This window comes from Ardenticatenales bacterium, from assembly GCA_020634515.1.
Lineage (GTDB): Bacteria > Chloroflexota > Anaerolineae > Promineifilales > Promineifilaceae > JAGVTM01.
This window is the reverse complement of the sequence record JACKBL010000007.1, coordinates 145577-160785: the sequence shown is the minus strand read 5'-3', so window position 1 is coordinate 160785 and position 15209 is coordinate 145577. Positions and strand designations below refer to the sequence as shown.

Sequence of the window (15209 nt, the reverse complement as noted above, 5' to 3'; positions counted from 1 at the left end):
GGTCCAATCCAGCTTGGCAGTTACTCTTTTTTCCGTTTTCGTAACGGCTAACTTTCTCAACCGGGCGCCGTTTGCGCCATTGCCACCATGCGCAGGAAGTATTGATGAAAGCGAGGGTCGTCGGTGAGTTCCGGGTGGAACGACGTGACCAGCCAGTGACCCTCCTGCGCGGCCACGGCGGTTCCGTCCGCCAGGCGCGCGAGGATGGTGACGCCATTTTCGGCGGCCACGAGGCGGGGCGCGCGGATGAAAACGGCGTGATAGGGCGCGGGGGCGCTGCCGTTGGCGGAGGGGAGAGAGGGCAATGCCGGCACTTCCAAATCCACTTCAAAGCTATCTACCTGCCGCCCGAACGCATTTCGCTCCACCACGATGTCCATCACACCCAGCAGCGGCTGGTCCCGTCCAATATCGCGGGCCATGAAGATCATGCCGGCACACGTCCCCCAAACAGGCTTCTCGCGGGCAAACCGGCGCAGCGGCTCCATCAAGCCAAACGCCTGCGCCAGTTTGCCAATCGTCGTGCTTTCGCCACCCGGAATGATCAACCCATCCAGGTCCGCCAGGTCTGCCGGCAGCCGCACCTCCACCGCCGCCGCGCCCAGCTTCCGCAGCATCCGCACATGTTCACGAAAAGCCCCTTGCAAGGCCAAAACACCAATTCGCATCACTTTCCTCATCACCAGCCGCGCGTCGCCAACTGCTCCGCCTCTGGCAAGCTGCTGACGCTGATGCCCACCATCGGCTCGCCCAGATTCTCGCTCACCTGAGCCAGAATCTCCGGGTTGTTGTAGTGGGTGGTCGCTTCCACAATGGCCTTCGCCCGCCGCGCCGGATCGCCGCTCTTGAAGATGCCGGAGCCGACGAAAACGCCATCAACGCCCAACTGCATCATCAGAGCCGCGTCGGCGGGCGTGGCAATGCCGCCGGCGGCGAAGTTGACCACCGGCAGACGCCCCAGCGACTTGGTTTCGCGCACCAGTTCATACGGCGCGCCGATCTCTTTGGCATAGGACATCAGCTCTTCGTCCGGCATCAATTGCAGGCGGCGGATTGCGCCCAAGACGGCGCGCGCGTGACGCACCGCTTCCACCACGTCCCCCGTGCCGGCCTCCCCTTTGGTGCGGATCATGGCCGCGCCTTCGCCAATGCGCCGCAGCGCCTCGCCCAGGTTGCGGCAGCCGCAAACAAAGGGAATCTTGAAGGCGTGCTTGTTGACGTGGTGGGCTTCATCGGCGGGAGTGAGAACTTCGCTCTCGTCCACGTAATCAACGCCGATAGCCTGCAAAATCTGCGCCTCGACGAAGTGCCCGATGCGGCATTTTGCCATCACGGGAATGGTGACGGCGGCCATGATCTCCCGAATCAGACCGGGATCGGACATACGCGCCACGCCGCCCTGCACACGAATATCCGCCGGCACGCGCTCCAACGCCATCACCGCGCACGCCCCCGCCTGTTCCGCGATGACGGCCTGCTCCGGCGTCACCACATCCATGATCACGCCTCCCTTCAACATCTGCGCCAACCCGCGTTTGACGTTGACGCTGCCTAGTTCGCGCTGTCCATTTTCACTGTGCCCGGTGTCCATGTTTTACCTCCAAAGTTGTTTGCGCCCCCTGAAGGCCGGACATGCCCGCAAGCGAGATGAGCGGAATGATCAGCGTGGCGCGAAAGTTTTCAGATTTTCCAGCTCCGGGAGCGAGATGGCGACCAGTCCCATCACGCCGGAACCGTTTTGGCTTGTTCGCCGACGAGGCGCATTGCCGCCCACGCACGGAAAACCAGTCTGCAATCTATTTTAGAGACAGGGCAAGCCGGTTTCAATGGAATTGGCTCTACTGTTTTTTGTCAAAATGCGCCAATTCGCGTCCAATTCCAAAAGAGCGGGGGAGGACGCAGGGGCAAAAGGGGGCGCGGCGCAGCGGACCACGGACAACCACCGACTGACGACTTTCTGGCATGAGGATGTGGTGGATTGACCGCCACATGATAGAATGCGGGGCGCAACCTGACCCGGCGCGGCATTGCGCCGCGTGAATCCGCCAAAGCGAGTAACGACTAACGCTCTCTCTGGAGATTGGTCCAATCGGGCCTGGCCGTTACCAAAGCGAGATGATTATGGATTACTTCATCGGCATTGATAGCTCAACCACGGCCACCAAAGCCCTGCTCATGGCCGCGGATGGCCAGGTCGTGGGCGTGGCCGCGTCGTCCTATGATTACGAGACGCCGCACCCGTTGTGGAGCGAGCAACAGCCGGAACGCTGGTGGGCGGCCACGGTGGAAAGCATTCGGCAGCTCCTGGCGGAGACCGGGGTAGACGCGGCGGCCATTCGTGGCGTGGGTCTCACGGGGCAGATGCACGGGCTGGTGCTGCTGGATGCCCAGGACCGGGTGCTGCGCCCGGCGATCTTGTGGAACGACCAGCGCACCGAAGCGGAATGCGACGAGATGCGAGCCAGGATAGGGCGACAGCGCCTTATCCAGATTACGGGCAACGATGCCCTCACCGGTTTTACCGCGCCCAAGATTTTGTGGGTGAAGAACCACGAGCCGGAGGTGTTTGCCCGCGTCGCGCGCATCCTGCTGCCGAAGGATTACGTGCGCTTCCGCCTCACGGGCGAATTTGCCACGGATAAGGCGGGGGCTGCCGGCACGCAGTTGTTCGATTTGCGTCGGCGTGACTGGTCGGGGGAGGTGCTGGCGGCGTTGGGCATTGACGAAAAATGGTTGCCGCCCACCTTCGAGGGCACGGCGATCACGGGGGCCGTCACCGCCGCCGCCGCCGCCGCCACGGGGTTGCCTGCCGGCATTTCCGTTGTGGGCGGCGGGGGAGATCAGGCGGCGAACGCCGTGGGCACGGGCGCGGTCGTGGATGGCGTGGTCGCCCTCAGCCTGGGCACATCCGGCGTGGTGTTTGCCAGCAGCGACATCCCCGTGGTGGAGCCGGAGGGCCGCCTGCACGCCTTTTGCCACGCGGTTCCGGGCAAGTGGCACATGATGGGCGTGATGCTGTCGGCGGCGGGCAGCCTGCGCTGGTATCGGGACACCGTGGCGCCGGAGGTGGCCTTCGCCGATCTGGTCGAATCCGCCGCCGCCATTCCGCCCGGCGGCGACGGCTTGCTTTTCCTCCCTTACCTCACCGGCGAGCGCACGCCCTATCCCAACCCGTTGGCCCGCGCCGCGTTTGTGGGTCTGACGGTGCGCCACACGCGCGCGCACATGACGCGCGCCGTGTTGGAGGGGGTGGCGTATGGGCTGCGGGATAGTTTTGAGTTAATGAAGAATGCCGGCATCTCCCCCATCAACCAGGTACGCACCTCCGGCGGCGGCGCGCAAAGCCCGTTGTGGCGACAAATCCTGGCGGATGTGTTCCAGGTCGAGTTGCTCACGGTGAACACGGTGGAGGGCGCGGCTTATGGGGCGGCGCTGCTGGCGGCCACCGGCCTGGGTGCGTTTGGGACGGTGGCGGAGGCGTGTGATGCCGGCATCCAGATCACCGGCATCACCTCCCCCGGACCCAACAGCCCCGCCTACCAGACGCACTACCCACTCTACCGCGCCCTCTATCCGGCGCTAAAACCAACCTTTGATCATCTGGCCGCCTGACAAACGACAGCAACGAGGCTTTTGATGCGCCAAATAGATGCAGGATTGACGACAACCGAGGCGCGCGCCTACTATGATAGCTTTGGCGCGAAGCAGGATACGCAGGGCTTCTATGAGGACCCGGCGCTGGACGATCTGATCGCGCACGCCGATTTTGGCGGGGCGCGGCGCGTCTTCGAGTTTGGCTGCGGCACGGGGAAATTGGCGGCGCGTTTGTTGGCGGAGGCGTTGCCGGCATCGGCGAGCTACCTCGGCTGCGATGTCAGTGAGACCATGGTGGACCTGGCGAGGCGGCGGCTGGCCGATTTCGCTGCGCGGGCGGTGGTGCAGCAAACGGATGGCGCGGTGCGCTTCCCCCTGGCGGACGAGACGGTGGATCGGGTTGTCTCCAGTTATGTGTTGGATATTTTGCCGGCATCCGCCATCCACGCCGCCTTTTCCGAAGCGCACCGCGTCTTGCAGCCCGGCGGCAAACTCTGCCTCGTCAGCCTCACCCACGGCGTCACCATCCCCTCCCGGCTGGTATCCACCCTGTGGACCGCCGTCTTCCGCCTGCGCCCCGCCCGCGTCGGCGGCTGCCGTCCCATCCACCTGGCCGCCTACGCCGACCCCGCCCACTGGCGCATTGCCCATCGCCGCGTCGTCACCCCCTACGGCATCCCTTCCGAAGTCCTCGTCCTGGACCGCGGCGAAGCGTCCCAACGCCCCCAAGCGCATCAAGCCGGGTAGAAGCCATTGCCCGCCTGATCGCCGCCCAAAAAGGCTGACAACCCCGCGTCATTTGCATGGCAACTTGCCATGACTTTTGGTATGCTTGCACTCGCCGCGCTAACCGTTTCCGGCGAAACAGACATCCATTACACCACCCGATCATGATCATCATTCACGACTACAACCCGCTCTGGCCGCAAGAATTCGCCACGCTGCGCCAATCCTTGCGCCTCGTCCTCGGTTCGCTGGCCGAGCGCATTGACCACATCGGCTCCACGTCCGTCCCCGGATTGGGCGCGAAAGACGTGATCGACATCCAGGTGACGGTGCGCGCCTTGTCGCCGGAAATTGTGGAGCGTATGACGGCGGCGGGGTATCGTCAAAGCCGGCATACGCGAGACCATGTGCCGGCAGGCGAGGACGAAGACCCGCGACTGTGGACGAAGATGCTGTTTACGGAACCGGAGGGGGAACGGCGGGCCAATGTGCATGTGCGTATTGCCGGCAATCCCAACCAACAGTACCCCCTCCTCTTTCGTGACTACCTGCGCGCCCACCCCCGCGCCGCCCGCTCCATCGAACGCATCAAGCGGGAGATCGCCCGGCGGCACGCCGACGACGTAGAGACGTACTACGACATCAAAGACCCCGTCTACGACCTCATCTGGGAGGCCGCGCAAGAGTGGGCCATCTACACCAACTGGCAGCCAGCCCACACCACCCAACCACCCATCTCCTGAAAAGACTTCATGCGCCGCGGCACACCACCATCAATGACAACATCTTCCCGGAAGCTGTTGCCCAGAGCCAGCATCCGTGACGAAGCTTCCGGGAAGATCATTTTCGCAGGAGACTTCACCGGCTGTCGCCGACCACCATGAATGAAAATGATGTGCCGTCGTAGCCCGATTTTCCAAATCGGGCGGGCGATTTGGAAAATCGCCCTAAATTTTCAGAGGAGAGGTAAACGAGCATGACACTTTTGCCGCTGCGCGGAAACGCGCTGGGAATCATGATGCTGGTTGTGAGCGCGTTAATCGCCTTTGCCGGCGGCTTCTTACGCAAACTGCCGGACGCGCCCGTGATGATCGCCGTCGGCGTCGGCCTCATCCTGATGGACGCCGTCGCGCGCCTTCGTTTTCGTCGGCAGCGGGGCTGGCTCACCAGACGCGACTTTGGCGGCTACCTCTTTGTCCTCCCCGTTTGGGGCATTGGCCTCATCGTCATCCTGATCAACGTCATCAATACCGTTGTCGCGCAGGCGACGCCAGGAGGGTAACATGAAAGCATCCGTCTACATTGCCACCTCGCTTGATGGATTCATTGCCCGCGAGAACGGGGCGCTGGACTGGCTGCCCGGCAGCGATGGCGCGGCGGGGGCGGGCGACGAGCAGGAAGATTACGGCTACCAGGCGTTCATGGACTCCGTGGACGTGATCGTGATTGGGCGCAAAACGTATGAAATCGTGCTGACATTTGGGCCGTGGGCTTATGGCCGCCAGCGCGTGGTGGTGATGAGCCGCACGCTAACGAAGCTGGCGGAAGGATTGCCGGAGACGGTTTCGCTACACGCCGGTTCCGCGTTGGAACTATGGACGGAACTGGAAGCCGCGGGCGCGCGCCATCTCTATGTGGATGGGGGCAAAACGATACAAGGCTTCCTGGCAGGGGGACTGATTGACGAGCTAATCATCACCCGCGTGCCCGTGCTGATTGGCACGGGCATCCCTCTCTTCGGCCCCTTGAATGCGGACATCCGCTGGCAACACGTGGAAACCATCGCTTACAAAAGCGGATTGGTGCAAAGCCGGTATAGGAGGGACGAGTAGCGAGAGGTGAGGGGCGAGGGGCAAGTAGCATCCTTCATACCTCATACCTCATACCTCATACCTCATACCTCATACCTCATCCTTCTGCCTTCTTTTTCAAAACTGTGGCAGGTAGTCGGCGAACTGAGTCAGGTAGTCGTCCAGGATGGCCTCGGCGCGGGCGATGTCGTCGATCATGGGGTCGAGAAGCAGGGCTTGCAGGGCCAGTTTGCGGTCGCCGCTGACGGCGGCGTCTACGACGAGTTCGACGAGGGCGGCTTCGCGGCGGCATAGTTCGGCGATGGCGGGCGGTAGGGGGCCGACGGGTAGTGGTTGGACGCCCATGCGGTTGATCAATGCCGGCACTTCCACCACCACCTCCGCCCCCAAATTCGCAATCGCCCCCCGATTGGGCACATTCACCGTCTCGTCATACACATTCAAATTCCCCCACATCCCCTCAATCAACTCCACCGCCCCCTCACTCCGCGCCTCCTGCATGGCGGCCACCGACATCTTCCCCACCGCCATCTGCCGCAACAAATAAAGATTCAAATCCCGCCAGTTTTCATTTCCGCCCCAATCGTACAGCGGAATCTCGTACCGCTCCCACGGGCGCGCCTGCGCGTCGTGCAGCCAGGGCAGATATTCGCACAAATGCGTGTCGCCAGGGACGGGGCAGTAGCCAAAAATACGGAACAAATCCATCGAGAGCGGCTCCATCGTCGGCGGCGCATCCGCCCGCGCCGCGCGCAAGGCGGGGTACAAATCCTCTCCCGTGCGGCGGTCGCGCACGTCCAGCAGCCAGATAAAGTGATTCAGCCCGGCCACCTTGATTTTCACATGCTGCTGCCCCGCCTCGGCCATCACGCCAATGTTGGAGACATTGCCCGGGTCGGAGTGAAACCGCACGCCCGGCGGCACGGTAATGCCATAGCGCCCGGCCAACAGGGTGGCCACAATCGCGTATCCGACCTTGATCTGGTGGCATTTCCCCACTGTTTTGATGCGCGTGTATTTGCTGATGGCGCGTGTCAGGCGGGGGAGGGGGTTGCTGAAGTTGATCAGCCAGGCGTCGGGGCACAGGGTTTCCATGTCGCGGGCGATGGCTAATAGGGGAGGGATTTGCCGGCATGTGTGCATAAAACCACCCGGTCCGCCATTTTCGCCATAAGGCTGCCGCAGCCCATGCTTGAGGGGAATCTCCCAATCCATGCGCCACAACACCTCGCGCGGCGGCACTTCAATGGACACCACCACGAAATCCGCGCCGGGTAGCACCTCCCGCCGCTCCGTGCTGGCGCGAATCGTCATCTCCGCGCCCCACTCCGCGTTCATGCGCCGCGCGACCTGCGTGACCAGGTTCAGGGATTCCTCATTCAAGTCTACCAGGCTGAGGTGGCTGCCGCGCAGCGCCTCGCTGCGCAGGAGCGTTGCCACCGTGCCCGGACCAAAGCTGGCGCTACCTGCGCCAATGATGACGATATGGGGTTGTGCCGGCATAACCAATTCCTCTTCCGAAAACACCCTATAGGGCGAAAAGATTGGCAACTACTAACGCTCTCTGGAGATTGGACCAACTTCACCAGAGAAAATTGGTTCAATCTGACTTAGCCGTTACATTTTTTCAAGATTCAAAAATCGGCGCGACAAGCATGGGGCGCGCCGTTTTACGTTTTGCCCATTCCTAATTATACTTAGAGATGGGAGAGGGAAAATATATTCATATTCCGAGGCTGCGACGTATCCACCCACACGAGGCAACGCCACGAAAAAGATTCACCCACATGGAAAGGAATGTGTCGCCCTTTTCACTTCATGTGACACGGCTGGCGCGCAGTTTCCGGCAATCGTCAACCAACAATCATCTTGAGGAGATCCCCACATGAGTGACAAACAAATGACTGGTGACGTCTATTATCCCGCGCCGGAAGTCGTGCGCGCGGCGCATGTGCCCGACTACGACGCCGTCAATGACGCGGCAACCACCGACCTGCCGGGATTCTGGGGCAAAATCGCCGCCGACAACTACGAATGGTTCAGCCCCTGGACAACCGTGCTGGACGATAGCAATGCGCCGTTTTACAAGTGGTTTGTGGGCGCCAAAGTCAACATTGTCCATAACGCCCTCGACCGCCACATGCACACTTCCGTGCGCAACAAGGCCGCTCTCATTTTTGAAGGCGAGCCGGGCGACACCCGCACCTTCAGCTATCATCAATTGAATATCGAAGTGTGCAAATTCGCCAGCGTTCTCCGCTCCATGGGCGTGCAAAAAGGGGATCGTGTCACCATCTATATGGGGCGTATCCCGGAATTGATGATCGCCATGCTGGCCTGCGCCAAGATCGGGGCCATGCATTCCGTCGTCTACGGCGGCTTTTCCACGGAAGCCCTGTTGGGACGCATTGAAGACAGCGGTTCCAAGCTGTTGATTACGTGCGATGGGGCCTGGCTGCGCGGCAAGATCATTGAGTTGAAGAAAATAGCCAACGAAGCGGCGGATCGTGCCGGCACGCTCCAATCCGTCATTTGCGTCAAACGCACCGGGCAAGAAGTAGACATGGTGGCCGGGCGCGACTACTGGTATCACGACCTGATGGCCTTGCCCGTCGTCGATCCCAAATCCCCCACCGAAGTGATGGACGCCGAAGACCCGCTCTTCATTTTGTACACGTCAGGCACAACGGGCAAGCCGAAGGCGATCCTGCACACCCACGGCGGCTATATGGTGGGAACCAGCACCACGCTCAAATGGGTGTTCGACATCAAGCCGGAAGATGTGTGGTGGTGCGCCGCCGATCCCGGTTGGATCACGGGACACAGCTATATCGTCTATGCGCCCCTCATCCTGGGGGCGACCAGTTTCATGTACGAGGGCGCGCCAACGCACCCGTACCCTGACCGCTGGTGGTCGATGGTGGCGAAATATGGGATCACCCTTCTCTACACGGCTCCGACCGCCATTCGCGGCCTGATGCGCTTTGGCGAAAGCTGGCCCAATCGGCACGATCTCTCCAGTTTGCGGCTATTGGGTTCCGTGGGCGAGCCGATCAACCCGGAGGCGTGGAAGTGGTATTATCGGGTCATTGGCAAGGAAAAATGCCCTATCATGGACACGTGGTGGCAGACAGAGACGGGGAACTTCATGATTACGCCGCTGCCCAGCGTGCCGTTGAAGCCGGGTTCGGCTACGCGCGGTTTCCCCGGCGTGCAGGTGGATGTGGTGGATGAGGAGGGGGATTCCGTGCCGGCAAATGAAGAAGGCTACCTCGTGATCAAAACACCGTGGCCGGCCATGCTGCGCACCATCTTCGGCGATCCCGACCGCTACGTAGCCCAATACTGGAGCCGCTTCGCCGACCAGGGCTGGTATCTCCCCGGGGACAGCGCCAAGCGCGACGAAGACGGCTACATCTGGGTCATTGGCCGTATTGACGACGTGATCAAAGTTTCCGGCTACCGCCTGGGCACGGCGGAAATCGAAAGCGCCCTCGTCAGCCACCCATCCGTGGCCGAAGCCGCCGTCATCGGCGTCCCCGACGAGCTGCGCGGCAACATCATCAAGGCATTCTGCATTTTGCGGCAGGGATTTGAAGGCAGCGAAAAGCTCTCCATGGAACTGCGCGACCACGTAGCGCACGAAATGGGGCCAATTGCCAGGCCCACCACCGTGGATTTCGTAGACAGCCTGCCCAAGACGCGCTCCGGCAAAATCATGCGCCGCGTCCTCAAGGCGCAAGTGCTGGGGCACGAGATGGGCGACCTCTCCACGCTGGCGGATTAATTGCGCCCCAAAAAACCGGGTTTTCAAAAAAACCCGGTTTTTTTAGCCTGCATCAAACGGCATACGAGCGCCGGCGGACCAATCGCCCTCCCCAAATGATGAAGGTGACGAGGACCGTCCAGGCGGCGATGAGGCGCGCGGACGTGGCGTTGACCGTGGTTGTGCGCATGGCGACGGGGTCGTGGGGGAGGAGAAAGGCCGCATACACGAAAAGAAGAAGGCTGACGGCGGAGAGAATGTCCATCAGCCGGCTCGGTTCAAAGCGGCGGGGATCCAGTTTCCGGCCACGCACGGTCAGGTAAAGGACAAACGCGCCCGCGGCGAAGACGAGCAGCATCATCAGGTAGCCAATGGGGCGGCCACGGGGGATTTCGGGACTGCGCTGGAAGAGAAAGATTACGAACAGATTCAGCAGCAGGGCGATCCCCCAACCGCCACGCGACAACGGCCGCGCGCTCCAATCCCGCGCCACCACGCGGTTAGCAATGTAGAACGTGAGGACGGACTGCACCGTGCCCCACCAGAAGATGAGGGTGAATAGCACCTGCCCCCAGTTGATGCCCAGGAAAGTGGGTTCCTGAAACGCCACGCCGGAGAAAAGGCATTGGTAAACCATGCCGTAGGTGAAGGCCAGAATGAACAGGTGGTAGTCGCGCAGGTGGTAGCGGCGTATGAGTCCGTCTTGCAGTGTGAAGAGGGTGAAGTAGGCGGTGAACATGATGACGATGAAGAAGGGGCGGGCGAGGAAGGCGTTGATGCCGCGCAGGGCGTACTCAAACAGGACGTTGAAAAGCGTGGCGACCAGGGTCAACTGAAGACGGTTGGACATATTCTATCCTTTCTGACGTGGATTTCTGTTTCCAGAGCGTGGAGCAGTTTTGAAAACTGCCCCAGTCTGGAAGATTTACGGTTGTAGCGTCCAGACGCCACGAGCATTGAGACCGCTACTCAAGTTGTCGAAATCTTGTGCCCGCAGCCATGCCTGGTAGGTTCCGCAGCCGCCGGGCGGGCAACTGGTGAAGGTGACGCGCCACTGGATAAGCAGCACGTTTTCGCCATAGGCGCTGACCTGGCTGTGGGCGCAGTCTACCTGGGCATAGCTATGTGATAGGGTAGCGGTATCTCCTGGTTGACAAATGCCGGCAACGCCTGTACCGGCCTCATTAAGCAAGATCAATTGGTTCTGGCCGGCGTCGTAGAGCAGACCAAGCCCGTTGGCCGGCGTGGGTTGCGTATTCAGCCAGAAGAAGGCGCGGCGCACGTTGCCGCCGCCATTGGCGTCATAGGTGGCGGTGAACAGGTTTTGCGGCGCGCCCACCTGCCCGCCACCGCCATTGGGCGCAAACAAGACATTGATGGGAGCGGTCGGGGGCGGGCCATCGTTGCGCAGGTGATAAATGTCAAACACGCCACCGGTTGGTTTGCCGGCATAAACCACCTGAATCGCGCCTGTTCCATCCACAACAGACTGCGCCCGTTCCACCGACCCATACCGCACCGGCGTGAGCGCGGCAGGGCTGCTCCAACCCCCAGGCCCCAGCACAACCTCGTAGATCGTCACCCCGCTGTTGCCGAAAATAGCCACGCTATCCCAGAGCAAATGCAGCGCCCCATCCGCCCACAGCAACGTCGCGGTGAAGTCCTGGGCCGTGTTGGGCGTCTGGCTGATGTTTTGCGGCGGGGACCAGTTGTTGCCGGCATCGCGGCTGGTGTAGAAAATGTCCGCCTGCCCCGGCGTCCAGTCGTAATAGGCCACATGCACCACACCATCGTCGCCAACCAGCAGCGTCGGATCGTTGGCATCACCAGAACTGTTGGAGACGTTCTCGAAGCTGCTCCAATTGCCTCCCGCCGGCTTGCGCGCATACACGATGTCGCCCGCGCCGAAGCCCGGCCCTTCATCCCAGACGGCGTGCAGTATTCCGTTGGCGTCCAAGACCATGCGCGCGTCGGTGGACCAGTTGCTGCTGTTGCTCACGTTGACGGGCACGCTCCAGTTGGCGCTGCCGGCCAGCCGCTCGGTGTAGTAAACGTCATAATCGGAACCGGGATTGGGTTTGTCGTCCCAATACATCAGATAGAGGTTGTCGCCGTCTACGATGAGTTGGGGGTCGTTGGCGTCGCTGGTGGAGTTGGATACGTTGACCGGTGGCAGCCAGTTCCCCCCGGCCGGTTTTTCCGCGAAGTAGATGTTGTAGACGGCTCCTGTGCCGGCATATTCCTCCCACAACACGTACACATCGCCCCCATCACTCACGGCCACGCTGGGGAAAAAGCTGCTGTGCGACGTGTTGGAAACATTCACCGGCTGCGACCAGACATTGCCCGATTTGGCCGCGTAGTAAATCTCCTGCCCATCATAACTGCCATCATCCCATACCACATGCACCACGCCGCTTCCATCCACGGCGATGTCCACGTACTCGGACGGCGTCGTCGGACGATGGGAGATGTTGGTGGGCGCGCTCCATGGGCCACCGGGGGCGCGGCTGACGTAGTAGATGTCGCCATCTCCCAGGAAGGGGGCTTCGTGCCAGGCTACGTGCAATGTTCCGCCGGCGTCGATAGCCATTTCGGGCCAGTTGGCGTCTTCATCCGTGGCCGCCACCAGCAGGGGAGCTTTCCAGGTGCCGACGGCGGCGGACGTTATGCCTGTGATGAGCAGCAAAAATGCCGGCATTATCAGACCCGCGAGATGCCATTTTTTCTTGTTATTCATTGTCTTTCTCCCGTTCATCGCCAGGGTCATTTTCGTTACAGTTGCGCGATGAGGCCGGACCATGCCGGCATTCCCCTCACCCGCACACCCCCCTCATCCGCCATCACTTCTCCTTCGCCCCACAGCAACAGCGGCGGCGCGCCCGTCAGGGGCAACACAACCTGCGCCAACCCTTCCGCCCGCACGATTACCACCAACAGACGCTCCTCATCCTGCTCACGCACAAACGCAAACGCCTCCGCCCCCGCCCACACCAGCGACCACGATCCCGTCCGCAGCGCCGCGACTCGTTTCCGCAAAGCAATGAGCGAACGGGTCCAGGCCAGCGTCTCCTCGTCCCATTGCGCCCGCGCCTCCCAGGGAAAGGCGCGGCGACAGTCCGGGTCATGCCCCCCCGTCATGCCAATTTCATCTCCATAGTAGATGCCGGGTGCGCCCGGCAGCGTCATCTGGAACAACGTCGCCAGCCGCCAGCGGCGCGCATCCTCCCCCGCCAGATGCAAAAAACGGGGCGTATCGTGGCTGGAGAGCAAGTTCTGGTTCACCAGCGTCACCGGCCAGGGGTACATCGTCAACATTTGTTGCACGCCGTCCACGAAATCCGCCGTCGTCAGGCCGCCCTGCGCGAAATAATCAAGGCACAGGCCGCGGAACGTGTAGTTCATGGTGGCGTCAAACATGTCCCCTTGCAGCCAATGGGACGTATCTCCCCAGACCTCCGCCAGCAGATAGGCGTCTGGCTTCACCTGCTTTACCACGCGCCGAAAATCGCGCCAGAAATCATCCACCACATGCTGCGCCACGTCCATGCGCCAGCCGTCAATGTCAAACTCGCGCAGCCAGTAGGCGGCCACATCCAGGAAATAAGCCCGCGTCTCCGGGTTGGATTGGTTGATTTTGGGCATGGTGAGGACGCCAAACCACGCTTCGTAGTTTGCCTCCACCACCGGACCATCATCCTCTACCATCTCCACGGGGACGCCGCTGCTCTGGGAGAAGCGCGCCAGCCACGCCCGCATTTCCGCCTCGCTGCGCTGCCAGTGAGCGGGCGCCTTGTGTGGCCGCGCCCGCACCTTAATGGGGAATTCCCGCACCGTAAACCAGTCACGATACGGCGAATCCGCGCCCCGTCGCAGCAAATCCTGGAAAGCAAAAAACTGGGGATGGCAATGGTTAAAGGAGGCGTCCAGCACAATCTTCATTCCCCGCCGGTGCAGCCCCGCCACCAGTTCGCGCAGCGCCTCGTCGCCGCCAAAGGCCGCGTCTACGTGGTAATAGTCGGCGGTGTCGTATTTGTGGTTGCTGGGCGAGGGCATAATGGGCGTCAGATACACAACGTCTACGCCGAGGGCGTGCAGGTGGTCGAGGTGGGCCGTAATTCCGGGCAGGTCGCCGCCGTGAAATTGGTGGCTGCGCGGCGGAGTGTCCCAGGCGACTGTTCCGGGTGGGTCGCTGCCGGGGTCACCGTTGGCGAAGCGTTCCGGGAAGATTTGGTAGATGATGGCGCCGGACATCCATGCCGGCATTTCCATCGGCAACATCGCCGTCATATTCAGCACATAAGGAGACTCCACCGCATTGCTGACGCCATGTCGCCCCAAATTAATGATCATGCCATCCGCCCGCTTCAAGGCAAATGAGTAGAGCACGCGGGCGCGCGCGGGCTGCACCACCACTTCCCAAAACTGAAAGCGGCGGGTCTGCCCCCAGAGGCGCATGGGCGCGGACCGCGCTACGCCATCATTGTAGACCAGCACCACTTCGGCGAAGCCAGGCTCGGTTTGCAACCGCACGCGCCAGCGCCCATCGGGCCGCGGATCGCAAAAGGCGCGGTCCGCCTGGTCATAACGAATATCGAAAGGGTAAAGAGAACTGGGAAGGCCAAAGTAGTTGACTTCGTTGATCGGCATAGCGTTCAAATTAAAGATTGGTTCATTCTCCAAGAATGAACCAATCTTGGGGAGAACTAAATTCTGGACGCTCACGAAGGACGCATCCGTTTAAGATTGGACCAATCTCACGTGTTGTCGCAAATTCAGCGTAGGAAATGGCGCAAAGCGTGCCGTATTATAACAGGGATCGCGCAATTCCTGGCAAAAGGATTCGAGAAGCAAATTGGCTCTTTAGAATTTCAAGGTAACTGTCAAGCCTGATTGAATCCATTTTCTCTGGTGAAATGGGTCCGCTCTTCAGAGAGCGTTAGTAATTGCATTTCAAGGAGGAAGCCGCGAATTTCGCAAATGAACACGAAAAAAATCCGCAAAAATCAGCAGCATTCGCGGCATTCGCAGCATTCGCGGCAAAAATAGGCCAGCCCCCGCCAAATCCGAAAGACCCAACGAATTTTATTGAAAGACAAAATGGGGAGAAAAATCGAAAAGAACGAGTATAGTAAATTGCAACATACCTATTGCTTCTTGAGCCAGAAGCTCGTTTTGACTTGTTATGGGAGACAGTTATTCGTTTAAGGCAACTACTAACGCTTTCGGGAGATTGGACCCATTTCACCAGAGAAAATGGGTCCAATATGGTTTAGGAACGGGAATTAAATAAAATGACGAAGTTGTTTCCT

The 15209-nt window shown here is 60.8% G+C and carries 12 protein-coding genes; 6 read left to right on the top strand and 6 right to left on the bottom strand.

The window, feature by feature from the left end:
• Window positions 1–56: 56 nt before the first annotated feature.
• Window positions 57–671, bottom strand: coding sequence for a pyridoxal 5'-phosphate synthase glutaminase subunit PdxT (gene pdxT, locus H6650_18210; GenBank protein MCB8953945.1), 615 nt, complete (start codon window positions 669–671; stop codon window positions 57–59).
• An 8-nt stretch (window positions 672–679) separates the two neighbouring features.
• Window positions 680–1591: a pyridoxal 5'-phosphate synthase lyase subunit PdxS gene (gene pdxS, locus H6650_18205; protein MCB8953944.1), complete on the bottom strand. Its 912-nt coding sequence runs from the start codon at window positions 1589–1591 to the stop codon at window positions 680–682.
• A 530-nt stretch (window positions 1592–2121) separates the two neighbouring features.
• Between pdxS and xylB the strand changes: the two genes are divergently transcribed.
• The 5 genes from xylB to H6650_18180 all read left to right on the top strand — a co-directional run bounded on the left by xylB (window position 2122) and on the right by H6650_18180 (window position 6152).
• Window positions 2122–3612 (top strand): xylulokinase, encoded by a 1491-nt coding sequence (gene xylB, locus H6650_18200; GenBank protein MCB8953943.1) that lies wholly within the window; start codon window positions 2122–2124, stop codon window positions 3610–3612.
• A gap of 24 nt (window positions 3613–3636) precedes the next feature.
• The gene (locus tag H6650_18195; GenBank protein MCB8953942.1) at window positions 3637–4341 is read left to right on the top strand and encodes a class I SAM-dependent methyltransferase; all 705 of its coding nucleotides are present in this window, start codon (window positions 3637–3639) and stop codon (window positions 4339–4341) included.
• Between the two features lie 140 nt (window positions 4342–4481).
• On the top strand, window positions 4482–5063 hold the full coding sequence (locus H6650_18190) for a GrpB family protein (GenBank protein ID MCB8953941.1): 582 nt from the start codon (window positions 4482–4484) through the stop codon (window positions 5061–5063).
• 233 nt (window positions 5064–5296) lie between these two features.
• On the top strand, window positions 5297–5602 hold the full coding sequence (locus tag H6650_18185) for a hypothetical protein (GenBank protein MCB8953940.1): 306 nt from the start codon (window positions 5297–5299) through the stop codon (window positions 5600–5602).
• 1 nt (window position 5603) lies between these two features.
• A complete protein-coding gene (locus H6650_18180; GenBank protein ID MCB8953939.1) occupies window positions 5604–6152 on the top strand; it encodes a dihydrofolate reductase in 549 nt (182 codons plus the stop codon).
• Between the two features lie 96 nt (window positions 6153–6248).
• On the opposite strand, the gene H6650_18175 is transcribed toward H6650_18180, so the two are convergent.
• Window positions 6249–7634, bottom strand: coding sequence for a hypothetical protein (locus tag H6650_18175; GenBank protein MCB8953938.1), 1386 nt, complete (start codon window positions 7632–7634; stop codon window positions 6249–6251).
• Between the two features lie 382 nt (window positions 7635–8016).
• Between H6650_18175 and acs the strand changes: the two genes are divergently transcribed.
• Window positions 8017–9918, top strand: a complete 1902-nt coding sequence (acs, locus tag H6650_18170) for an acetate--CoA ligase (protein ID MCB8953937.1) — start codon at window positions 8017–8019, stop codon at window positions 9916–9918.
• Between the two features lie 52 nt (window positions 9919–9970).
• On the opposite strand, the gene H6650_18165 is transcribed toward acs, so the two are convergent.
• From H6650_18165 to H6650_18155, 3 genes are all read right to left on the bottom strand, one after another.
• Window positions 9971–10747 carry a hypothetical protein gene (locus tag H6650_18165; protein MCB8953936.1) on the bottom strand — a complete coding sequence of 259 codons (777 nt, stop codon included), beginning with the start codon at window positions 10745–10747 and terminating at the stop codon, window positions 9971–9973.
• 75 nt (window positions 10748–10822) lie between these two features.
• The gene (locus H6650_18160) at window positions 10823–12637 is read right to left on the bottom strand and encodes an exo-alpha-sialidase (GenBank protein ID MCB8953935.1); all 1815 of its coding nucleotides are present in this window, start codon (window positions 12635–12637) and stop codon (window positions 10823–10825) included.
• 35 nt (window positions 12638–12672) lie between these two features.
• A complete protein-coding gene (locus H6650_18155; GenBank protein ID MCB8953934.1) occupies window positions 12673–14547 on the bottom strand; it encodes a glycoside hydrolase family 13 protein in 1875 nt (624 codons plus the stop codon).
• Window positions 14548–15209 lie beyond the last annotated feature (662 nt).

Coding starts and splice junctions, on each gene's coding strand:
- H6650_18155 (MCB8953934.1), bottom strand. CDS start 14,547: ATGCCGATCAACGAAGTCAACTACTTTGGCCTTCCCAGTTCTCTTTAC.
- H6650_18165 (MCB8953936.1), bottom strand. CDS start 10,747: ATGTCCAACCGTCTTCAGTTGACCCTGGTCGCCACGCTTTTCAACGTC.
- xylB (MCB8953943.1), top strand. CDS start 2,122: ATGGATTACTTCATCGGCATTGATAGCTCAACCACGGCCACCAAAGCC.
- H6650_18185 (MCB8953940.1), top strand. CDS start 5,297: ATGACACTTTTGCCGCTGCGCGGAAACGCGCTGGGAATCATGATGCTG.
- H6650_18180 (MCB8953939.1), top strand. CDS start 5,604: ATGAAAGCATCCGTCTACATTGCCACCTCGCTTGATGGATTCATTGCC.
- acs (MCB8953937.1), top strand. CDS start 8,017: ATGAGTGACAAACAAATGACTGGTGACGTCTATTATCCCGCGCCGGAA.
- H6650_18175 (MCB8953938.1), bottom strand. CDS start 7,634: ATGCCGGCACAACCCCATATCGTCATCATTGGCGCAGGTAGCGCCAGC.
- H6650_18160 (MCB8953935.1), bottom strand. CDS start 12,637: ATGAATAACAAGAAAAAATGGCATCTCGCGGGTCTGATAATGCCGGCA.
- pdxS (MCB8953944.1), bottom strand. CDS start 1,591: ATGGACACCGGGCACAGTGAAAATGGACAGCGCGAACTAGGCAGCGTC.
- H6650_18195 (MCB8953942.1), top strand. CDS start 3,637: ATGCGCCAAATAGATGCAGGATTGACGACAACCGAGGCGCGCGCCTAC.